This is a genomic window from Aeromonas sp. QDB54, assembly GCF_027707385.1.
In the GTDB taxonomy this organism is placed as follows: Bacteria; Pseudomonadota; Gammaproteobacteria; order Enterobacterales; family Aeromonadaceae; genus Aeromonas; species Aeromonas hydrophila.
Genome location: NZ_JAPCIT010000006.1, coordinates 26,755 through 47,238, shown reverse-complemented (window position 1 = coordinate 47,238; position 20,484 = coordinate 26,755). Strand labels below are relative to the sequence as shown.

The 20,484-nt window shown below is 56.7% G+C and carries 16 protein-coding genes, 3 tRNA genes and 1 pseudogene; 8 read left to right on the top strand and 12 right to left on the bottom strand.

Features of this window, described 5'->3' with window-relative positions; all coding sequences use genetic code 11:
- Positions 1-61 precede the first annotated feature (61 nt).
- Positions 62-280, top strand: a complete 219-nt coding sequence (gene infA, locus PG881_RS07485) for a translation initiation factor IF-1 (protein WP_005300033.1) — start codon at positions 62-64, stop codon at positions 278-280.
- A 69-nt stretch (positions 281-349) separates the two neighbouring features.
- On the opposite strand, the gene clpA is transcribed toward infA, so the two are convergent.
- Together clpA and clpS are read right to left on the bottom strand one after the other, a co-directional pair.
- The gene (clpA, locus tag PG881_RS07480; RefSeq protein WP_118881399.1) at positions 350-2,602 is read right to left on the bottom strand and encodes an ATP-dependent Clp protease ATP-binding subunit ClpA; all 2,253 of its coding nucleotides are present in this window, start codon (positions 2,600-2,602) and stop codon (positions 350-352) included.
- 59 nt (positions 2,603-2,661) lie between these two features.
- Positions 2,662-2,979 (bottom strand): ATP-dependent Clp protease adapter ClpS, encoded by a 318-nt coding sequence (clpS, locus tag PG881_RS07475; RefSeq protein WP_005300028.1) that lies wholly within the window; start codon positions 2,977-2,979, stop codon positions 2,662-2,664.
- 228 nt (positions 2,980-3,207) lie between these two features.
- Between clpS and cspD the strand changes: the two genes are divergently transcribed.
- The gene (gene cspD, locus PG881_RS07470; RefSeq protein ID WP_005300025.1) at positions 3,208-3,426 is read left to right on the top strand and encodes a cold shock-like protein CspD; all 219 of its coding nucleotides are present in this window, start codon (positions 3,208-3,210) and stop codon (positions 3,424-3,426) included.
- Between the two features lie 107 nt (positions 3,427-3,533).
- Here the strand turns inward: cspD and folD are convergent, their stop codons facing one another.
- Positions 3,534-4,397 (bottom strand): bifunctional methylenetetrahydrofolate dehydrogenase/methenyltetrahydrofolate cyclohydrolase FolD, encoded by an 864-nt coding sequence (gene folD / locus PG881_RS07465; RefSeq protein WP_043168397.1) that lies wholly within the window; start codon positions 4,395-4,397, stop codon positions 3,534-3,536.
- Positions 4,398-4,600: 203 nt separating this feature from the next.
- On the opposite strand from folD, the gene PG881_RS07460 reads away from it, so the two are divergent.
- From PG881_RS07460 to PG881_RS07445, 4 genes are all read left to right on the top strand, one after another.
- Positions 4,601-4,677: transfer RNA gene (locus tag PG881_RS07460), tRNA-Pro, on the top strand.
- A gap of 36 nt (positions 4,678-4,713) precedes the next feature.
- Positions 4,714-4,790, top strand: a tRNA-Arg gene (locus PG881_RS07455).
- A 124-nt stretch (positions 4,791-4,914) separates the two neighbouring features.
- Positions 4,915-4,990: transfer RNA gene (locus PG881_RS07450), tRNA-His, on the top strand.
- 164 nt (positions 4,991-5,154) lie between these two features.
- Positions 5,155-6,372, top strand: a complete 1,218-nt coding sequence (locus PG881_RS07445) for a J domain-containing protein (protein WP_270703543.1) — start codon at positions 5,155-5,157, stop codon at positions 6,370-6,372.
- Positions 6,373-6,480: 108 nt separating this feature from the next.
- Here PG881_RS07445 and PG881_RS07440 read toward each other — a convergent pair whose 3' ends face one another.
- The 9 genes from PG881_RS07440 to PG881_RS07400 all read right to left on the bottom strand — a co-directional run bounded on the left by PG881_RS07440 (position 6,481) and on the right by PG881_RS07400 (position 19,346).
- Positions 6,481-9,051, bottom strand: coding sequence for a DEAD/DEAH box helicase family protein (locus PG881_RS07440; protein ID WP_270799006.1), 2,571 nt, complete (start codon positions 9,049-9,051; stop codon positions 6,481-6,483).
- Positions 9,048-9,632 (bottom strand): class I SAM-dependent methyltransferase, encoded by a 585-nt coding sequence (locus PG881_RS07435; protein WP_270703544.1) that lies wholly within the window; start codon positions 9,630-9,632, stop codon positions 9,048-9,050. Before PG881_RS07435 ends, PG881_RS07440 begins: the two co-directional genes overlap by 4 nt.
- A 312-nt stretch (positions 9,633-9,944) precedes the next feature.
- Positions 9,945-10,376 (bottom strand): hypothetical protein, encoded by a 432-nt coding sequence (locus tag PG881_RS07430; protein WP_270703545.1) that lies wholly within the window; start codon positions 10,374-10,376, stop codon positions 9,945-9,947.
- Between the two features lie 247 nt (positions 10,377-10,623).
- A complete protein-coding gene (rmuC, locus tag PG881_RS07425; protein WP_270703546.1) occupies positions 10,624-12,447 on the bottom strand; it encodes a DNA recombination protein RmuC in 1,824 nt (607 codons plus the stop codon).
- Between the two features lie 309 nt (positions 12,448-12,756).
- Positions 12,757-13,701: a hypothetical protein gene (locus PG881_RS07420; RefSeq protein ID WP_270703547.1), complete on the bottom strand. Its 945-nt coding sequence runs from the start codon at positions 13,699-13,701 to the stop codon at positions 12,757-12,759.
- Positions 13,702-13,856: 155 nt separating this feature from the next.
- Positions 13,857-14,729 (bottom strand): hypothetical protein, encoded by an 873-nt coding sequence (locus tag PG881_RS07415; RefSeq protein ID WP_254231531.1) that lies wholly within the window; start codon positions 14,727-14,729, stop codon positions 13,857-13,859.
- Positions 14,726-17,488, bottom strand: a complete 2,763-nt coding sequence (locus PG881_RS07410; RefSeq protein ID WP_197971467.1) for a hypothetical protein — start codon at positions 17,486-17,488, stop codon at positions 14,726-14,728. The genes PG881_RS07415 and PG881_RS07410 overlap by 4 nt, the downstream gene beginning before the upstream one ends.
- Positions 17,485-18,093 carry a condensin complex protein MksE gene (locus tag PG881_RS07405; protein WP_005330555.1) on the bottom strand — a complete coding sequence of 203 codons (609 nt, stop codon included), beginning with the start codon at positions 18,091-18,093 and terminating at the stop codon, positions 17,485-17,487. Before PG881_RS07405 ends, PG881_RS07410 begins: the two co-directional genes overlap by 4 nt.
- A complete protein-coding gene (locus tag PG881_RS07400) occupies positions 18,090-19,346 on the bottom strand; it encodes a hypothetical protein (RefSeq protein ID WP_103858836.1) in 1,257 nt (418 codons plus the stop codon). Before PG881_RS07400 ends, PG881_RS07405 begins: the two co-directional genes overlap by 4 nt.
- A gap of 251 nt (positions 19,347-19,597) precedes the next feature.
- Here PG881_RS07400 and PG881_RS07395 point away from each other — a divergent pair.
- Together PG881_RS07395 and PG881_RS07390 are read left to right on the top strand one after the other, a co-directional pair.
- Positions 19,598-19,801, top strand: a pseudogene (locus PG881_RS07395) (ATP-binding protein); the annotation flags it as partial.
- A 181-nt stretch (positions 19,802-19,982) separates the two neighbouring features.
- Positions 19,983-20,300: a hypothetical protein gene (locus tag PG881_RS07390; protein WP_270799002.1), complete on the top strand. Its 318-nt coding sequence runs from the start codon at positions 19,983-19,985 to the stop codon at positions 20,298-20,300.
- The last annotated feature ends 184 nt before the right edge of the window (positions 20,301-20,484 follow it).

Below are 20,484 nucleotides of genomic sequence, written 5' to 3'. Positions count from 1 at the left end.
CATAGCCTTAAATCCGGCATGATCCAGCGGATTTTTTGTTGTGGCTTATCAAGAGGATTCAATGGCTAAAGAAGACAGTATTGAGATGCAGGGCACTATTCTCGAAACCCTGCCCAATACCATGTTCCGTGTGGAACTGGAGAATGGTCACGTGGTTATCGCTCATATTTCCGGCAAGATGCGCAAAAACTACATCCGTATCCTGACTGGGGACAAAGTAACGGTAGCTCTGACTCCGTACGACCTCTCCAAGGGACGTATTGTTTTCCGCTCTCGCTAAGCCAGGAATTCAGCAAAAAACCCCAACCTTCCGGTTGGGGTTTTTTGTGGTTTTCCAACAGCGTTAAGCTTAGTGGGAAACAGCTTCAACATTGACCTGATAGTCAAAGCTGAGGCTGTCATTTATCAACTCAACCTTCACTACCCCCCCATCGACCAAGGATCCGAACAGGATCTCATTGGCAAGGGGTTTCTTGAGGTGTTCCTGGATGACCCGCCCCATGGGTCTCGCTCCCATGGCCCTGTCATATCCCTTCTCGGCCAACCAGTGGCGGACACCCTCGGACACTTCAAGAGACACGCCCTTGGCATCCAGTTGTACCTGCAACTCGACGATGAACTTGTCGACCACCTGATGTATCACAGTCATATCCAGATGATTGAACCAGATGGTGTGATCGAGCCGGTTGCGAAACTCCGGGCTGAACGTCTTGTTGATCACCGCCATGGCATCGTGGCTCATATCCTGTTGCTGGAAGCCGATGGATTTGCGCTGGGTCTCCTGCACGCCGGCGTTAGTGGTCATCACCAGGATCACGTTGCGAAAATCCGCCTTGCGCCCGTTGTTGTCGGTCAGGGTGCCGTTGTCCATCACCTGCAGCAGCAGGTTGAACACATCCGGGTGCGCTTTTTCGATCTCGTCCAGCAACACCACTGAGTGCGGGTGCTTGAGTACCGAATCGGTCAGGAGTCCCCCCTGCTCAAAGCCCACATAGCCGGGAGGTGCCCCGATCAGGCGGGAGACGGTGTGGCGTTCCATGTACTCCGACATGTCAAAGCGCAGCACCTCGACGCCGAGTGCCTTGCCTAACTGCTGAGTGACCTCGGTCTTGCCCACCCCGGTCGGGCCGGCGAACAGGAAGCAACCCACCGGGCGACGCTCATTACCCAAGCCCGAACGTGACAAGCGAATGGAATCGGTCAGCACCTCGATGGCCTTGTCCTGACCAAATACCACCATCTTGAGATTGCGCTCCAGATTCTTCAGCACCTCCTTGTCGGAAGACGAGACTGATTTCTCCGGGATGCGAGCAATCTTGGCCACAATGGCTTCGATCTCCTGCACATTGATCACTTTCTTACGCTTGCTCGCCGGCAGCAGCCGTTGCCCGGCACCAGCTTCGTCGATCACGTCGATCGCCTTGTCAGGCAGATGGCGATCATTGATGTACTTGGCAGAGAGCTCCACCGCTGCGCGGATGGCCTTGACGGTGTAGCGCACCCCGTGGTGAGCCTCATAGCGGCTCTTGAGCCCCATCAGGATGCGGGTAGTGTCGTCCACACTGGGCTCGACGATATCGATCTTCTGGAAGCGACGCGCCAGAGCACGGTCCTTCTCAAAGATCTGGGAGTATTCCTGATAGGTGGTGGAGCCGACACAACGCAGCAAGCCATTGGAGAGCAGCGGCTTGATGAGGTTGGCCGCATCCAGCTGACCACCGGAGGCAGCCCCTGCCCCTATGATGGTGTGGATCTCGTCGATGAACAGGATCGCCCCTTCCTGGCGCTCGATCTGCTTGAGCAGCACCTTGAGGCGCTTCTCGAAATCACCGCGATATTTGGTCCCCGCCAGCAGCGAGCCCATGTCCAGAGAATAAATAGTGCTGCCCGCAATCACCTCGGGCACATCGCCCTTGACGATACGATAGGCCAGCCCTTCGGCGATGGCCGTCTTGCCCACCCCGGCTTCACCGACCAACAAGGGGTTGTTCTTGCGACGACGGCAGAGCACCTGGATGGTACGGTTGAGCTCCTGATCCCGTCCGATGAGCGGATCGATACGCCCTTCCAGCACCAGCTGATTGAGGTTGGTGGCAAAGCTTTCTATCTGGGCGGCAGACACATCGTCGTCGGACTCGGCATTGTTGCTGCTGTTGTCCGGCTTGCTGTCTTTGCGCACGCCATGGGAGAGGAAATTGACCACGTCCAGCCGGCTGATCTCGGCCTTTTTCAGGAAGTAAGCGGCCTGGGACTCCTGCTCGCTAAAAATGGCAACCAGCACGTTGGCACCACTGACTTCCGTATTGCCCGATGATTGGACATGGAACACGGCGCGTTGCAGCACCCGCTGGAAGCCCAGCGTGGGCTGGGTTTCACGATCTTCATCGTCACGGGGAATAAGCGGGGTTGTTTGACTGATGAATGCGCTGATCTCTTTGCGCATCAGCTCCACGTCAGCACCACAAGAACTCAGCGCCTCATGGGCTGAGCTGTTATCCAGCAGGGCTAACAACAGGTGCTCGACAGTCATGAATTCGTGGCGCTCGTCACGGGCCAGTTTGAAAGCCTCGTTCAGCGTCTTTTCTAGATCTTTATTCAACATAGGCACCTCCCCTAGTACAGCAACAATGTGGTGTCGTCATCGCCATCAAGTCATCAGATTCAAGCCTTTTCCATGGTACACAGCAGTGGATGTTCGTTGTTACGTGCATAGGTGTTGACCTGGACCACTTTGGTTTCGGCAATCTCGGCGGTGAACGTGCCACAGACTCCCTTACCACTATAATGCACGCTCAGCATCACCTGAGTGGCCTTGTCCAAATCCATACCAAAGAACTTTTGCAGCACCTCCACCACGAACTCCATCGGTGTGTAGTCGTCGTTGTTCAGGACGACCTTGTACATGGGTGGCGGTTGCAGCTTGGTTTTCTCTGCTTCTGCAATCTCTTCATTAGCAAAGAGTTCTTTCTGCTTGCTCATAATCGCGCTTTGGTACCTCTAGATTACTACCGCCTAACACAAGATTGTCAATAGACTTGTTAACCAGATCACATCAGTTGTTAACAACTCCTTGACTCGCTCAAAAGTTAGACTAGATTGGTTACTTGCTAATCGGCGCCCGTCTGCTATGGGCTATGTTACTAGTTATAAAGGGCTGGCGCAGGTTACTCAACGACTTCAAGGTAATCAATAAAAGGATGTAGATGTATGGCAACCGGAACAGTCAAGTGGTTTAACAACGCAAAAGGATTTGGGTTTATCTGTCCGGAAGGAGGTGGTGAAGATATCTTCGCCCACTACTCCACGATACAAATGGAAGGCTACAAGACGTTGAAAGCAGGTCAAGCAGTCAACTTTGAACTGCAGCAGGGGCCGAAAGGCAATCACGCCTCTGTCATTGTGCCAAACGAAGCACAGAACATGTAAGAGTCGAACTGGATAAATAAAAAAACCGGCAAGCCGCAAAGTTGCCGGTTTTTTTATTGCTGCAATTTACAGGAGAAGTTCGTTCCCCCGAGCAGACTAGAAAGAGATCATTGCGCGCTGTCGTGATAGTCCTGACAGGCGCTCAGGGTATTTTCCATCAGGCTGGCAACCGTCATGGGACCCACCCCACCCGGCACAGGCGTGATGAAGGAGGCATGATTGCGCGCGGTCTCAAACTCAACGTCACCAACCAGAGAGCCGTCCGCCAACCGGTTGATACCCACGTCGATCACCAGTGCCCCCGGTTTGACCCACTCACCCGGAATGAAGTTGGGTTTCCCAACCGCCACCACCAGCAGGTCGGCACGGCGAACCTGATCTTCCAGATCCTGAGTGAAACGGTGACAGGTGGTGGTAGTACAACCTGCCAGCAGCAGCTCCAGCGTCATCGGCCGACCGACGATGTTGGATGCCCCGACTACCACCGCATGCAGACCGTGCGTTTTTACACCGGTCGCTTCAATCAGCGTCATGATGCCCTTGGGCGTACAGGGGCGCAGTGCCGGAATACGCTGTGCCAGCCGACCCACGTTGTAGGGGTGGAAACCATCCACGTCCTTGTCGGGACGAATACGCTCCAATACCTGAGTCGTATCGCAGTGAGCCGGCAAGGGGAGCTGTACCAGAATACCGTCAACGTCTGCGTCTTCATTCAGCTTATCGATCAGTGCCAGCAACTCTTCCTGGCTTGCCGTCGCGTCCAGATCGTAAGAGCGGGAGATAAAGCCCACCTCTTCACAGGCGCGCCGCTTGCTGCCGACATAGACCTGCGAGGCAGGATCCACCCCGACCAGGATCACCGCCAAGCCCGGCGCCCGTTTTCCTTGTGCCAACCGCTGTTGGACTTGCGCTGCGACCTGATTGCGAATCGTTTGCGCAACCTGTTTTCCATCAATGATTTTGGCAGACATCGTTCTTCACTCACCATGTGTTCAACTGCCGCGCATTGTCGCATTTTTTTGCCACGGGTGTTAGCGGCTCTCGCATGGAGGGCAATAAGTAGGCATTTGAATTCATTGGTGGAAAAATTCGTTGACGCTGGCTTTCCCGCTTGGGTATGATGCCGGCCCGTTGCCCAGTACAGCCGCTGTCGCTATGCTGGAGACGAGATTTTCGGTGATTAGCGCAGCCCGGTAGCGCATCTGGTTTGGGACCAGAGGGTCAAAGGTTCGAATCCTTTATCACCGACCAGGTTTTTCGACATGCCGCCAGGCTTGTCGAGGCAATGCGCCCTTAGCTCAGTCGGATAGAGCAACGGCCTTCTAAGCCGTGGGTCGCAGGTTCGAATCCTGCAGGGCGCGCCATTTAAAATGTGTTTTAAATCATTGAGTTATTGACGAAGAGTGTGATTTATCGTCCATTCGGCAGATTATCTCAAGATGACCTTGGCCAAGCCTTGGCAGACACAAAATGGCGATGATTTCAGTGGTGGCTGTAGCTCAGTTGGTAGAGTCCCGGATTGTGATTCCGGTTGTCGTGGGTTCGAGCCCCATCAGCCACCCCATTATTTCTCTGTTGTTGCTATCTGTTGCGTAAGAAATGAAAGGCTTGAATATGGCCAGCAACTCATCAGCAAGGCAGACTTCGCGCAATTTATGCGCGGCGATAAACCGGCCCCGCGCCGGTTTTTTGTTTTAGCGAATCAATTAACGCCCATGGAGGCGGCCTATGTCTCTTCGTCATCCGGGTCGCAAGCAGCCCGCTCGCCAGCCCTCCCCCGCGACGGGCAACCCCGCCCTCGATCTCTTCCACCGCAACTGGCAAGCGCTCGAAAAGCTACAGGCAAAGATCGACAAGCAAGCCCTCAACGGCCGCGATATCTATCAGCGTTTCACCAGCGAAATAGAACCCCTTGAGCGTCAACAGTGCGAGCTCATCTTTGCCCTCGCCAAGCGCCTGGTCGATTTTACGGCTCGCAAGAGCTTTACCCTGTGGCAGCGGGAGACCTTGCACCACTGGATCCACGATCTCATCAGCTATATCGAGTCCAATCCGTTTCGTGGCGAGATGGATTTGGCTCCCCTCTTTCACCAAATCCAAACCAATACCGCCCTGCACATGGATGACGAACAGCTCGACTATCAGTGTGACGTTCTTACCCAGATGCTGATGGAGACTTGTGGCCACTGCCCCGATGACATCGATACCTTGCGCGAGATGCTCAAAAACCCCGATCGGTTGAACGAGTACATGATGAATGCGGCGCGCCAGCATATGGCCGAAGAGCGCAACACCGTCGATAAAGAAGAGGATGCCCGCTTCGACGATGATGAGTTGTTTGCCGATGAGCCTCTCTTCGGCACTGAGCAGCAAGATGCTTTTGCCCACGCGCGCACCCGTCGTGAGCAAGAGGAAGAGGCGCGCATCGAACAGTTGTTCAGCAAATCCAGCCTCAAGCAGCTCTATCGCAAGCTCGCCCTGGCGCTGCACCCGGATCGGGAACCCGACCCCGTCATGCAGGCGGAAAAGACCCGCATCATGGGCCAACTCAGCCAGGCCTGGGAAAACAAAGAGATGTTCACCCTGTTGCAGCTGGCCCACACCCACCTGCCCGAGTTCGATAACCTGCTCAGTGACGAGAACCTCGCTTACCTCAACCCGATGCTGAAACGCCAGCTACGCGAGCTCGAAGTCAGCTACTACGGCGGGCAAGACGGGCTAATGGGCGCGGTGCTGCACAAATTCAAGCAATCATCCAAGAAAAAGACCGAGCAGGCCTTTGCCGAACATCGGGACTATTTGCTGCGTGATATCGACCACCTGACTGCCCAGCTGGCCGAGATCACCACCCTGCAGACCCTCAAACCCTATCTGGCGGCCCGCTGGGATCAGCAGCAAATGAGGTGGGATGAGGAAGAGGACGATATGGAATGGCTGTTTAGGTAACGGCCAGCGGTGACCGACCATCTCATCAATCAATCAAGGCGCCACTGGCGCCTTGATTGTTTTCACACTGCTGGTTTTTACACTGATCGTGCTATCGGATAGCCAGCCTTAAATCAGGGTCACCTGACGCGCTTTGGCATCAGGCGCCAGCGCCTGTTCCTCATCGCGGATAGTTGTGAAGGGCTCAGGGGAAATGGCGGCCTCCGGCGCGATTTTGCGCTGCTGATACTGGGCCAGACGCAGATCCAGCAGCTCTTGCACCATGCGATGCAGAGGATCGATATCCTCCTCACTCACCGCGAAGCGTGGGCAGAAGCGCTCCTCCCTTACCTCGAACCAGTACTCCCCCTTGGCGCCTGGATTGCCGCCACTACTGAACTTGATCGGATTGCTCTTCCAGTAACTGAGCCAGGCCGCACTGTCGGCGCTCAGGGCTTGCTGCTTGGCCGGCAGATCGAGGCGGGCCAGCTCGGGATGCCGCTCGAACAGGTAACGGGAGTGGCTGGCCAGCGCCGCCAAGGTGGGTGGCTCACGCAAACCGTCGAGTTCGAGCAAGGCCAATAGCAGGATCAGCTTGAAGCTCTTGGTGAGCGCGGTGTTCTCCACCCCCGAACGCAGAAAGTCGCCGTGCCGGTTCAGCACGCGCAGCTCCTCCTCCCCCAGATCGCCCGCTTGGGCGAGCAGCTCAAACCAGCCCCCCTGTTTTTGGGTATCGAAACGCAGTTGCTCACCCAGCCGGACTGCCCAGGTTTGCCGCGCGGTGGGGCGATAGCCGAGGTGCTCTTTGAGGGTCTGATAGGTCTCAATCAAAGTCGGTTGCTGCTGCTTTTTTAACAGCGCCAGCAGCGGAAGCAGCTTGGGATCCAGATTGATAAAACAACCTGCCGCCAGCGGCATCGCCCAGTTTGCGTGCGTTGGTGGGCGGGTCAATTGCGTTTGCAGCAGCTGGGGCTTGTAGAGACACGCCTTGTGATTGCCCACCAGATCGATCACCACCAGGCGTTCTTTGCCTTGATAGAGGCGCAAGCCCCGCCCCAACTGTTGCAGGAACACGATGCGCGACTCGGTGGGGCGCAGCATCAGCACGGTATCGATGGCGGGCAAGTCGGTGCCTTCGTTGAACAAATCTACCGAGAAGATGATATCAAGCTCGGCGGCGGCCAGTTGCTCCAGGGCGGCTTGTCGCCCCTGGCGGGAGCCCGCATAGACGGCTATCGCCCGCACACCGGCTTGCTGGAAGACGCTGGCCATAAAATCGGCATGACGGGTCGAGATGCAAAAGGCCAGCGTGCGCTGCTGGCGTAGACGTCGCCACTGGTTAAGGGCGTGCTGGGCCCGCTTCTGGCTGGCGAAGGCACTCTCCAGCGCATGGGGGTCAAACTGACCGTTGCGCCAAGGCAGCGCGGCATAGTCGACGGTGTCATCCAAAATGCCGTGATAGGTGAGCGGCACCAGCAGCTTCTGCTCGATGGCGAGTGCCAGCCCCCGTTCAAAGACGAGATTGTTGTCGCACAGCGCCAGAATATCGGCCTGATCGGTGCGGTCAGGGGTCGCGGTCAGCCCGAGCAGGAAGCGGGGCTTGAAGTGGTTCAGCAAGCGCCGGTAGGAGGGTGAGGCAGCATGATGAAACTCATCGACCACCACGTAATCGAAGTGATCCGGTGCAAAGCGCAGCAGATGCTGACTCTTACCCAGCGTCTGGATAGAGGCAAACAGCCAGTCGGCCTCATCCTGCTGCTGACCGTGATAGAGGCCCGAATTTGCCTGCGGCGCCATGTGCAAGAAGGTCTGGCGCGCCTGGGTCAGGATCTCTTCCCGGTGAGCGACAAACAGCAGGCGGGCCGCCTGCATCTGGCGCACATCAAAAGCCGCGAGCCAAGTCTTACCAAGGCCGGTCGCCATGACCACCACGCCCCGTTTATGCCCCTGTACCCGCGCGGCTTGCAGCGCCATCAGCGCCTCTTGCTGCACGCTGTTGGGGATGGGGACTTCACGCAGCTGCTCGGCGCTGCTGCGATGATCCCCGGTGAGCACCCGCAACTCCCGCAGCGCGCTCTGCCGATAGCGAGCGAGGTAGCCATCGATCCAGTCGTGGGTAAGGGGCACGACCCGCGCGTCTTGCGCCAGCCGATCGATTTGCGCCGCGAGCTGACGCAGGCTGTGATGCGGCTCGCTGGGGCCGCTCGGCTCAGCCCTGAGCGACCAGTTCCACTCCAGCGACTCGGTGAGGGCGGCGGCAGAGATATTGCTGGAGCCGAGAAACGCCTGGCCACCGAGCACCGCTGGCGCCCCTTCCTGGCCAACTTGCTCGCCTAGATACTGGGCTGCGTGCTGGACAAACAGATAGGACTTGAGGTGAAAGCCGCGATTGCCCTGACTCTGGTAGATCAGCGCGCAAGAGCGAGCGGGATCAAATTTAAGCAACTCGCGCAGCGCCACCGGCTGAGTCACCTCCAGATAGTCCGAGGTGATCACCCGAAGCCGTGCTCCTCGCGCCAACGCCTCGTGCAGGGCACCGCGCAACAGCACCAGCCCGCTTTGGCGAATAAAGGAGACACACAACTCGATGCGGCTACCCTCGCCACAACGGGCGATGGCGTCCAGCAGATGTGGCAACAGGGGATCGTTGAACTCCGGATCCCCCGCCTCTCCCCCGCTGATGAGCACGGGTGCACTCATGACCCGACCTTGCGCACGATGGCGTTAAGCCAACGCTCCTGCTCGCGGCCGGGGCGTCGATCCGCCGTCTGCCAAGTCTCGACCTCGCTCAGCGGCAACGGCGTGATCAGGGCGTGCAGCCCCGCCTCATCCAACTGGGTGAAGGCTCGGCCATCGCGCTCGGTCTCGTCTACCCCATATTTGAACGAGCAATAGAGCAGACCACCGTCGGCGAGTTGCTGGCACAGATGGGCCATTACGGCATCCAATTCGGCGCGGGGAACATGCAGCAGACTGGCACAGGCCCAGATGGCATCGACCGGCACGGGAGCCACAAACTGCTCGAAACGGCACAGTTGCACCGGCTGACCAAGCAGGCGCTCGGCACGCAGGGCCAGCTCCGCGCTGGCATCGAAGGCTGTGACCCGAAAACCTTGCTGATGGAAATACAGGCTGTCCCGCCCAGAGCCGCAGCCCGCATCGACGATATGAGCGCCGGCGGCGAGCAGAGGCAGGAAGCGCTGGTAAAGCGGTTGCATATCGACCGACAGCGTGCCTTCGACGAAGCTATCGGCGTGTTGGTTGTAGTAATCGATAGACATAGTAAGCAGGCACCTAGCAGAAAACGCCCAGATTAACAGAGAGGTAGGGGTAAAAAAATCGAGCCGGCGTCATTTCAGCCAATCCGCAGTACGGGAAGGCCAACTGGCACCTTCTTCGCTATTCATAAATGCTCTATTGACCCTAACGGCGCTCAGTTCATGCTATCAAAAAGAGTGTTATTCTAAGCCTGAGAGCACGGTAGCTCTATGAAGCCAGATCACCAAATCGATCATTTCTACTATTTGGCCAAGATGTACGCTGCGTCAGCGATTCATCATGGCGGTCTAATAGATCAGAACCACAGTCTGGGTTCACTTTGCGCCCAACACTGCTGGCGGTGTGCTCTGCCCATCACATCTAACTTGCCCCAAGGAGTTGGTGCGGCACGTAGTGCCATCGGAGGAGCGCAGATTGCCAAGGCTATCCTTGCTCCAGGTGACCGTCTCGCCGGTGCCGGGATTGCTGACCCGCACATTACCCAGACTGTCTTTGCGGTAGGTAGTGCCCTCGCTGCTACGGACATTGCCAAGGGAGTCTTTGCGCCAGGTGGTGCCACTTTCCGAGTCTCTGACGTGACCGAGACTGTCTTTGCGCAGAGTGCCGCTCTTGCCATCGTCACACTGGTAGCGGGTATTGCCAAGGCTGTCTTTGCGATAGGTACAGTCGGCGGCACCAGCACTCTCGGCCACCAGCAGTAACAGGGCGCAGGCGCACACGCCGAGCAAAGATAACGAGGGTGTCATAAGCGTGCTCCTTGATACGGGTTGGGACTCTCTTCAAGCGGGCTCAGTATATGCCGCCTGTAACCCCACGCCGATACTGGTTACATGAACATGTCGCATTTTGGAGCAGATGCGGGGGCCTGAGCACCGCGCCGACATTCATCGGTTCTTGATGTCTGTTGGATGACGGCGGTAAGTATTTGAAGCCCAGACAATCAAGGCGCCTGGGGCGCCTTGATTGTTTAACGCAAGCTGCAACTTTAACGGGCTATGCCGTCGTCGCCGCTTCCTCTATGGCGATCGTGCCGGGCTCTTCCAGTGCCTCGACGATCAATGACAGCCGATCCTGCTCGAAGTCCATATGCACGGCGTCCAGTTGCGGCAGTGTCTTGCTGGCCTTCGCCGAGAGTTTGTTGAATCTCTCCACTTTGCCATACAGCCCTTGCTTGCCCACCAGCGCCTTGACCGTGCTGTTGTAGTGATTGCTGGCGGTGTTGAGCGTGCCGCCCAAGCTGCTCAGACGTTCGGCAACAAGGCAGACCTGGTTGTAGATGTCGCCGGCTTTTTCACTGATCTCGCGAGCCTCGGTATTGCTGCGTTCGATCATCCACAGATTTGATACCGTGCGCAGGATGGGGATCAGGGTTGTATGCGAAACCAGTACGATGCCCTTGTTGTATCCATACTCGAATAAATCCTTATTGTGCTTCAACGCTTCGATATAGGCGGGTTCAATCGGCATGAACATCAGCACAAAGCTGGGGCTGTGCATGCCAATCAGGTTGATGTAATCCTTCGATGCCAGATCGTCGATATGCTTGCGCACTGCTTTGAGATGCTCTGCCATCGCCAATTGATACGCTTCCGGGCTCTCGGCCGCGACCGCCCGGTCATAAGCCACCAGCGAAACCTTGCTGTCGATGATGATGTGCTTGCCATCCGGCAGTTTGATCAGATAGTCGGTCTGCTTGTGCTTGCCTTCCGCATCCTTGAAGCTGCTCTGCACTTCGTAGTGGGCCTCTTCAATCAGGCCACTCATCTCCAGTGTGCGGCGCAGTTGCGCTTCCCCCCAGGCTCCGCGCTGCTGGGAATCGCCCTTGAGGGCCGACGTGAGGTTGTTGGCCTCCTTGCTCATATTCAGACCAATTTCCAGCACCTTCCGGATCTCGGCATTGAGCTGAGCGCTGCCTTGCACCGAGACATCGTGCACCTCGTTGATCCGTTTCTGGAATCCTTCGATCTGCTCGCGAAATGGCTTGAGCAGGCTATCGATCCCGATCTGGCTGCTCTGAGTGAACGCCTTGCCCTTCTCGTCGAAAATCTTGTTGGCGAGGTTTTCAAACTCCTGTGCCAGTGTCTTCTTGGCATCGGCAAGTTGACCCAGCTGCTCCTGGAAGTGCTCTTCCCGCTTTTGCAGCGTGGTCTTGAGCTCGGTGTGTTCGTTATCGATCTGATGCAACCGCTCCTGCAGGCCGAGAATGGCGTTCTCACGCTCTTTCAGGGTCTGTTTGGCATCCACCAGTTGTTCACGGACTTCGCGCTCCGCGCTCTGCAGGGATTGCGCATGTTTGCCTTCATTGGCCAACTTATCCTTGAGCTGGCTGATCTCATCTTGGGCTGCTCGGCTTTGCCCATCAGCCAGATTCAAGCGTTCACGCAAGTCAGCGATCTGCTCTTTCTGACCACGGTTTTCGGCCTGTGCCGTCTCCAGACGCTTCTCCGCGTCATGTTGCTGCTCCTTGGCCGCGCTCAACTGCTGCTGCAAGGCCTCGCTGGCAGCCTTACGTTCGCTCAATTGCGTCGCCAACTCTTGCAGCTGCTCTTTGGCACCCTCTAGCTGGGTCTGCACCTTGCCGGCCTCCACCTGCTGCCCATGACATTGTTGTTCCGCCGCCTTGAGCTGCTCCTGAGCCTGTGCCAATTGCTGTGTCAGCAAGCCCTGTGCCTGCTGTGCCTGCCCCAGTTGGCTAGTGAGCTGACCGAGCCGGTTGCCGTGGCGCAGCGCCGCCACAAAGTAGCCAATCACGCAGCAAGCGACTGCAATGATGACGCTGATGACAATGATCTCCGTAGTCCACTGGCTGATTTGCATGAATACTCCTTAAGCGTGCTTGAAAGGCAGGTGTAAGTTGTGCGAATAGTGCTTTTGCCCGGCGATAACCACGATAATCGCGTCAATGCCTATGCTGGCCACTACTGTGCAACAGGCTAACACGCCCGATTTCATGGAAACCGATGGTGACTCACACTCCCGCCTGCTGATGCTCAACTGAGCAGAATGTTTATTAAAAATCCCGTTGGATGGCGACGTTCACAGGCTTGTCGGCCGCACCTTTGAGCATGGCGTCGAGCTTGTCGACGGGCTGGGATGGTATGCGGTCCCCGGGGTTGGCTCATCTTCCTATTCGACGTCTTCTTCGTCCGCTCGCGCGTGGCTCATGGCGCGGCCTTGGGCCGCAAACTCATTGCGACGCGCCCAGCTGAAATCCGCCAACACCAGATCCGGGTAATAGGCGCTGTTAGTGCCCATCATGACGCTGACCACAAAGTCCTGTATCACCTTCAAATACTGAATGAGGCCGTCCAGCGTGGGAGATGGCGCATGGATAAAGGCCAGGATCACCTCGGATACCTGAATGCCGACGGCAGCCAGCCCCTCACTGAGCGTGAAGGCGAGATCTTCCCCTGCGTGCCACCCCTCATCCAACTCGAAGTAATGGATGAGGGCCTTGCCAAGTTGCTCCGCCGTGCGCCACGCCTCCAGGCCGTGCACCTCCCCGGTCTGCCCGCTGATCGCACGCGTTACCCGTTTATTTTCCTCCACAACATCGGCAACGCTTCGCGCTGGGATGCCCTCGATATGCGGCGCCACCCCCTTGCAGAGCAGACAATGGAAGAAGGGAAACAGCAATTCATGCACGACGCTGGGCGAGCCGAAATAACCCGCTTGGGACGCCGTTTGCAGCATCTGCGCAAAGCCATCGGCGGGGACTTGCCCGGCGGCATAAAAGGCAATTTCGCTTTCGATGATCGATTTGGCCTCCTCCAAAGACCAGCCGAAATGATCAGGATCCAGCGACAACCGCATTCTCGATGCCAGCCACCAACCTTCACTGTCACGAACAAAGAGCACTTCCGCCGCCTTGCTCCCCGTCCAGCTCCGGTATAGGTGGAGAGTTTCTCCTTCGAAATAGCAGAACCATTTGTACTCCATCGCCGGAGGGATAAATCCCTGTCGGATGTTGGCCATCTGCTCATCGCGAAAGCGCAGGCTCAGCGGAAGGGTGAGTGCATCTCGATGCAATGGTTGTAACCCTTGCCAATCATGCCGTGTCGCCGCCTTCATCCTTTATCTCCCAAGTCATCAGTTAAAACCCAGATGACTATATCGTTCGAGCAAAGCCGCTTCGATACTGGGGTTTTGCACATGTCGTATTTTCAAGCAGATATTTTCAAACTAATAGACAGATAAGAGGCAGGCGAGACGGACGGGGCAGTTCCTCACAACCACACGGCTTCCTGCTCCAGCGCCATCCCGCTGGCTTGCATTGACCGGATCAATTGCTTCACTTCCACGTCGAAATCGGCTGTCGCAGGGTGTGCCAGCATGGCGTTGAATTCGCGCTGGGTATCCTGCCAAAGCGTGGTACAACCGAAACGCTCGAGACGAGATGGCCACTCGGGCATCAACCACAGGGCCACGCTGTGGCCAAGACGGCTGCGAAGCCGGGCAAAGTTGAGCAGACCCACTCCGTCGTAGTCGGGAAAGAAGTGGATCGCAGGCGCCCGCTGGCGCAAGGCGAGCCAATCCAACAATGTGTTGGGCAATTGGCCACTGTAATAAGCAACACTGGCGGGCTGGGCGCAGGGTAGCCAGTCCAGCTGGTCAAACAGCGCCTGATTTTCCACAAGCCATAGCGGATGTTCGGTATACCAGGTGCTGTCGGCGTGCACAGTCAGAGCGGCGACGCCCAGTTGATCGGTGCTCAGTCGCAAGTCCAGCCGGTTGTCTTTATCGTCTCGCCACGCCACCTGACCGGGACCGGCCTTTAACAGCAGATAGCTGAACTCATGCCCATGATCTGCCCCCTTGCTACGGCGAGTGGCGGCGATGTTACGCGCTCGGCGTGGCAGACCATCGACCAATTCGGCTTGCTCTATCGGCACCAGTTGTCGCCACTGGTGTTCCACCACGGCGGGCAGCCTTATCTCAAATACGACTCCCCTGCCCTCGGGCCGCATCTGTATGCTGCCGGTAGCGCGGGCAAAGCTGCTCAGATCACGTCGTTGCCCCTCGCTCAATTGAGAGCTGGCAAGCCCTCCTCCAGGGGCTTGGCGCAATTTGCGCAAGGCGGCGATCAAACTACGGCTCATGGTCGCTCCTTGGGAGCAAGCACCAGCCAGCTCTGCCGATTGATATGGTTCTTGCCGGCATGGTGATGGATAGGTACGCAATAGCGTGCCGTGGTCAACGGAGCTGGCGAGGCGCAGATCAGGGCAAAACCGAATTCTGCCGCCACATCGATCAGATTTTTCTGGTTGCGGGTATCCAGCGCCAGCGCCTCATCCAGATAACAGATGGTGCGGATGCGCTTGTTCTTGTGATGCATCAGGTGGAGCATGGCCAGCCCGGTCACCAGCTTGGCCATCAATACGGTGCCGTTGGAGGCCGCACTGTCTATCTCGGTGAAGGACTCCTCCTGCTGATCCTGCTTACCTATCACAAACTCCAGGCGAAACAGATCGGCGACACGGAGCCCTTGCCGGGCATTGCCCTCATCAAACAAGGTCTGTTTGGCGCGATCCAATCGCACATCATCCAGCACGCTTTGCTGATTAAACAGATCGAAGCTCTCCCCCGTCTCCACCTGAGCGGACTTATCGAGCAGAGTTTCGATGGCTTCCACCAAGTGTGCTTCATCCCTGGGCTCGATTTTGAAAACCCTGAGGTCGGACAGTTGGCGCTGACTCACCAGCCGGTTGAAGCCTCGCATCTGCGCCTTGAAAGCATTCAGCCCCTGTCTGAGCTGTTTAAGGCTGGCGGTGACATTGATCACGGCACTGCGGGCCTTCTTCTCCAATGCCTCGGCTTCTTTTGGCAACATCTGATGGAAATCGAGGATCCGGCTCCACTCCTCGTCCTGATTCGGACAGTGTTCATACTTGGTGAGTCCGCCAGCGTGCAAATCCTGCAAACCGCGCTGCAACGCGCTGTTCAACGCCGACAATTGACGACTATCAGCCTGGAATTCCTGCAAACGGGTATATAGGGTATCCAGCGTGCTGGTGGCGCCCCCGAGCCAGGGATGGTAGGAAAGAGATTCCAGATAACCGAATTCTGGCCCCTGATCCTCGCGCTGGTTACGCATGGTGACGATGCCGTTATGCTCATCATTCAGTCGCATCTGCGCTTGTCGCAAAGCATTGAGTTGATCAACCAAGCTCAATTGCTGCTGGTTAATCGCTGCCAGCTCGGCCTGTAGCCTATCCAGCTCTTGTTTATGGGCTATCAATTGCTCTGCTCGCTGGTCACTCTGGGCCAATAAATGCTGCCAGGTGTCGAAGTCGGCCAGCTCCTGCCGCAGTTGTTGCTGCTCCTGCTCTAATCGTTGCTTGTGTGCCTCGGCCTGATGGCGCTGCTCGGCTGTTTGCCGCTGCTCCTCCAAACTGGCGATATGCCTGTCGGTATCCCTGATCTGCTCCTCCAGCTCGGCTTCACTGAGTTGCTGAAACTGGGGATGCAACCGATGAAGGTTAATGCGCAGGCCAGCCAGCATCAGCGTCTCGCTCGGCGCCTGTGACAACTGTTGTTTCAACCGGGGCATATCAAGTTCGAAATCTGCCGGTCCCAACTGCATCACTCCGGCCTGGAGCACCCGGTTTAGTCGCAGTAACTCCTCTTCACTCAGATGCTCAGCCATGTGTCGATAGAGATTGTCGGCCAAAGTCTCCTGCTGCCGATGCAGGCTCATCGACAACTGCTGTTGCCGACGTAAATCTCGCCTTATGTCCTCTACGCTGCGGCTCTTGACCTGCCCCAGCAGGGTGATCTGAGCCTCCAAATTCTCCTTGACCGCCGCCAGCTGTGTTTCAAGTTGCTCACGTCCCGAAAGCAGGGTAAACCGACGCTCCAGCTCCGCTTGCTGCTGATTGAGCGCCAGCAGCTGAGTATGGGACTGCTGTTTTACGAGCCGTTCGACACTCAGCTCCTGAATACGGCTCCCCGATTGCTTTTGTGCCGTCTCGCATTGCAACACCTTGGCTGCCAATTCCTCTGCTGTGGACTCATAGTAGGAGTGCCACTGCTTGAGGTCTTCTTCTATCTGTGGGCACCAGACGATGAGCTTGCCTCTGAGCGTCAAACGCTCTTGCACTTGTTTGGCCAAGCTCAGGATCCGTGCAGACTGATTGACCGCCGCCTGATACTGAGCCCGTTCACTATTGACCTCGCTAAATGCCTTTTCCCACTCTTGCCGAAAGTCGATGGCCGCATCCGACAAGTCCCGTTTGAAGATTTCCAACAGATAATTTTTGACATCGGCCGAGGTGAGCCTATCCAGCCGTAAGGTACGAGTGAGGACCTGCCGATAGGCAGCAGCATCCGATTGATGCTCCAGATGAAAGAGAGTGAAATCGGGCTCGCTGGCGGCCCGCTTGCGACGACCACCATACAGGGCATCGCGAAAATCATTGGGACTCTTGTAGACAAACACCAGCCGCTGGCGCGTGGCCAGGTGGTTTACCAGTTGGGGCTCCGCCACCAGAGCGCCGCCGTCCAACCGATAATCATCCAGATCCAACGCTCCCTTGTAGGCAAAGTACTGATAGTCATGGCTAACCCCCTTGCCGACACATCCCAGCACCACGGTCCCCGTTTCTGGCAGACAGGCTTCCAGCAGTATGTAGGCGCTGTTGTTGGGGAAGTAGAATCGTTTGGACTTCTCCAGATCGTGGGCGCCAAAGTCCATGCGTCGCTGGTCGATGATCAATAAAAACTGCAGCGCGTTGATGAGGCTGGTTTTACCTGTGTTATTGGGGGCGATGAGTGAGACGGCAGCATCCAGCGGCAACTCGGCTCTCTGATACCCGGCACTGCCCAACAATACCAGACGCTCAAACCCGTACTGGATCATGCTTCCTCCTCCTCATCCAAACCCACCTCTGCCGATTCATCTTCCTCGCCACCCTGCGGCTCATCGAATGAATCGTCTTGGCCAGATGCGCTCAACGATTCGAAGTGTTCCAGATAGCGATAGACCGCCGGCAATAACTGCCAATAACCGTTAAGTGACAACGCAAATCCGAGCTTGACCGCGCTGTCCAGCAACGCGATGAAGCCATCCAGCTCCAACCCCTCGGCCTCAAGGATCTCCTGATGATGCTCGTGAGCCTTGGCCAGCAAGGCCTTGTCTACCCGCCACTCCGTAAAGCGGGACAAGGGTCTGCCCTCATCAGCCTGGGTATCAAACAAGCACATCCATAACAACGCCAGGCGCTTGCTAGTCTTGCTGGCTTGGCTGCCGGACTCCTCGATATGAAACCAGGCATAGCCACGTGGCTCGACTTTAAGCTCAAACCCCAGGGCGGCAAAAATAGCCTGATAGCTTTCCTGACACCGCTCCAGCTCGGCCCACAGGGCAGGCTCCGCCACCCGGTTGAGGTGCTTGCCGCTGTTGAACAGGCGAAACAGCTCACTCAGGGCACCGAGCGACTCCAGATGCGAAATAGAGGTAATCATGATCTCTGGATCCTGTTGGGGTGATAACTGACCAGCACCTCTTGCAAATCCGTTGTGGTGCTATCTGGGTGAAGGCTCGCCAGCCAAAGAGGCTCACGCACCAGTTCGTGGTAGAGTCGCAACAAGGTGGCATCCGGCTGCTCGCCATAATGCTGTAGCAACCAGAGCATCAGGTTCTCCACTGGCAGGCTCTCTTGCAGGTGTTGTTTGAGGGTCTCGTCATCAATGGGCTCTACCAGTGAGGCGTCGAAGGGGACCTCCGTCGGGAAACGGATGAGTTCCGGTATGTACGCCAGGGCGCTGGCCATAAAATCCTTGACCTCGAAGCCTACACTAACGCGTCGCGGTCGCTCCTGCCGCCAGACAGGCAAGGCCCCCTTCGTATTGCGCAACGGCAGAGCTCGCGTGAGGCCACGTTTGCGCACACGCCCCAACAACTGGCTGATGGCGGCAGACAGGCCATTATGCTCGCGCAGCTCTTCACGCAGCGGCAGCAAGGTGGCGGCACATTGCTGGGCTACCAATCTTCCCAACCGCTGCAACTCCTTGGCTTGATAAGAAACCTGACGCAACTGTAACTGGTGGGTATAAAGCCCACCTTGTATGGTGATGGCCTCTACAGCCCGATCCAGAGCCCTCTCCGCCTGCTCCAGAAAGGGATAGAAGTTGCCCGCAAGCCCGGAGTCCATCATCTCGTTCATGGGCTCCACATACTGGTCATAGGCTTCAAGCACTGAGCGATAACGTTGCGCTATTGGCATGGCTGCATCCGCGGATTTAGCCTGTTCGGCCAGCTCCAATATGGCATGGCGATCCTGATCCAATTGCAAACTGATCTGCCGCAACAGGTCTGACATCTTGGCTGAGCCCTGACGCAAATAATCGGGATTGAGTGGTTCAGAACCTTCCAGTATTTGTGCTGTCGCTTGTTTGATGGCCTCGATACGCGCCTTGAGCACGGCAGAAAGCCCTAACTCATGCTCACGTAACAGCCCCCGCGCAAACTCTTGCACCAAGGGGTTGACCTGCAGGGTATCGGTTCGCTCAAGCCACTGCAGGACATCGCTGCTACATAGGCTGCGCAAGATTTCTCCACACTCAGGCTCGCTGTCACTGCCCCGGCTGGACTTGCCAATTAGCCTCAGCACCATCGCCTCATCGAAAGCAGGCCATTCCCGCGAAGCCCGAACCAATGCTTCGATGACGTCCCAATGTTTATGCAGTTGGAATATCAGACTTTTGGGATTTGCCATTCGGTATCCTTGTTCGCTCCCTTGGCCCCAGTCCAAAGAATCATACGATGGACGGCTGGCGTCATTTGACCACAAGAGCATAGAAAGCAACCCAGCTGGCAACAATACTGGATACTTCTACATGTCGTTTTTTCAAGCAGATATCTGACGACTCCGGTCTCCCTTACCGCCATTGCTGCAAATGCTCAAACGCTGAGTGTGGGCCGGACTACCGCCAGGATGTTGGCTTGGATCACGCCTCCAGCAGGCAGATCATGGATGATCGGTATGGAAAATTCTCGACGGTAGTGGTCAGTCAACTACCAACGGAAGAGTGGTACGCGAGCTTGGGGGACAACACTCTGGCAGATGCGATCCTGGACCGGCTGATGCACAACGCTCACCGGCTGTCACTGAAGGGAGAATCGATGAGAAAGAGGAGAAGTGAGTTGACCCAATCTGAACACTCGAGTTAGAAACGAGATGACATGAGCGCGTTAAGGATCAGGGTGTTCACGTTGGCCGGAATCACTGTTCAACTTCACCGGAATACGCAGGGCCAACACTCTGATTTCCACTGATAACTCCTGGGTCAACATGGGCGTGGCTCAAAAGCCACGATCTTGGCCCAGGTGGGTCATCTTTACTCCGGCGTTAGTGGGTCATTTTTACATCGGCGGTGACAGCCAGCATATGGCCGAAGAGTGCAACACCGTCGATAAAGAAGAGGATGCCCGCTTCGACGATGATGAGTTGTTTGCCGATGAGCCTCTCTTCGGCACTGAGCAGCAAGATGCTTTTGCCCACGCGCGCACCCGTCGTGAGCAAGAGGAAGAGGCGCGCATCGAACAGTTGTTCAGCAAATCCAGCCTCAAGCAGCTCTATCGCAAGCTCGCCCTGGCGCTGTACCCGGATCGGGAACCCGACCCCGTCATGCAGACGGACAAGACCCGCAGCGTGATATCGACCACCTGACTGCCCAGCTGGCCGAGATCACCACCCTACAGACCCTCAAACCCTATCTGGCGGCCCGCTGGGATCAGAAGCAAATGAGGTGGGATGAGGAAGAGGACGATATGGAATGGCTGTTTAGGTAACGGCCAGCGGTGACCGACCATCTCATCAAACAATCAAGGCGCCACTGGCGCCTTGATTGTTT

Coding starts and splice junctions, on each gene's coding strand:
- infA (WP_005300033.1), top strand. CDS start 62: ATGGCTAAAGAAGACAGTATTGAGATGCAGGGCACTATTCTCGAAACC.
- clpA (WP_118881399.1), bottom strand. CDS start 2,602: ATGTTGAATAAAGATCTAGAAAAGACGCTGAACGAGGCTTTCAAACTG.
- clpS (WP_005300028.1), bottom strand. CDS start 2,979: ATGAGCAAGCAGAAAGAACTCTTTGCTAATGAAGAGATTGCAGAAGCA.
- cspD (WP_005300025.1), top strand. CDS start 3,208: ATGGCAACCGGAACAGTCAAGTGGTTTAACAACGCAAAAGGATTTGGG.
- folD (WP_043168397.1), bottom strand. CDS start 4,397: ATGTCTGCCAAAATCATTGATGGAAAACAGGTTGCGCAAACGATTCGC.
- PG881_RS07445 (WP_270703543.1), top strand. CDS start 5,155: ATGTCTCTTCGTCATCCGGGTCGCAAGCAGCCCGCTCGCCAGCCCTCC.
- PG881_RS07440 (WP_270799006.1), bottom strand. CDS start 9,051: ATGAGTGCACCCGTGCTCATCAGCGGGGGAGAGGCGGGGGATCCGGAG.
- PG881_RS07435 (WP_270703544.1), bottom strand. CDS start 9,632: ATGTCTATCGATTACTACAACCAACACGCCGATAGCTTCGTCGAAGGC.
- PG881_RS07430 (WP_270703545.1), bottom strand. CDS start 10,376: ATGACACCCTCGTTATCTTTGCTCGGCGTGTGCGCCTGCGCCCTGTTA.
- rmuC (WP_270703546.1), bottom strand. CDS start 12,447: ATGCAAATCAGCCAGTGGACTACGGAGATCATTGTCATCAGCGTCATC.
- PG881_RS07420 (WP_270703547.1), bottom strand. CDS start 13,701: ATGAAGGCGGCGACACGGCATGATTGGCAAGGGTTACAACCATTGCAT.
- PG881_RS07415 (WP_254231531.1), bottom strand. CDS start 14,729: ATGAGCCGTAGTTTGATCGCCGCCTTGCGCAAATTGCGCCAAGCCCCT.
- PG881_RS07410 (WP_197971467.1), bottom strand. CDS start 17,488: ATGATCCAGTACGGGTTTGAGCGTCTGGTATTGTTGGGCAGTGCCGGG.
- PG881_RS07405 (WP_005330555.1), bottom strand. CDS start 18,093: ATGATTACCTCTATTTCGCATCTGGAGTCGCTCGGTGCCCTGAGTGAG.
- PG881_RS07400 (WP_103858836.1), bottom strand. CDS start 19,346: ATGGCAAATCCCAAAAGTCTGATATTCCAACTGCATAAACATTGGGAC.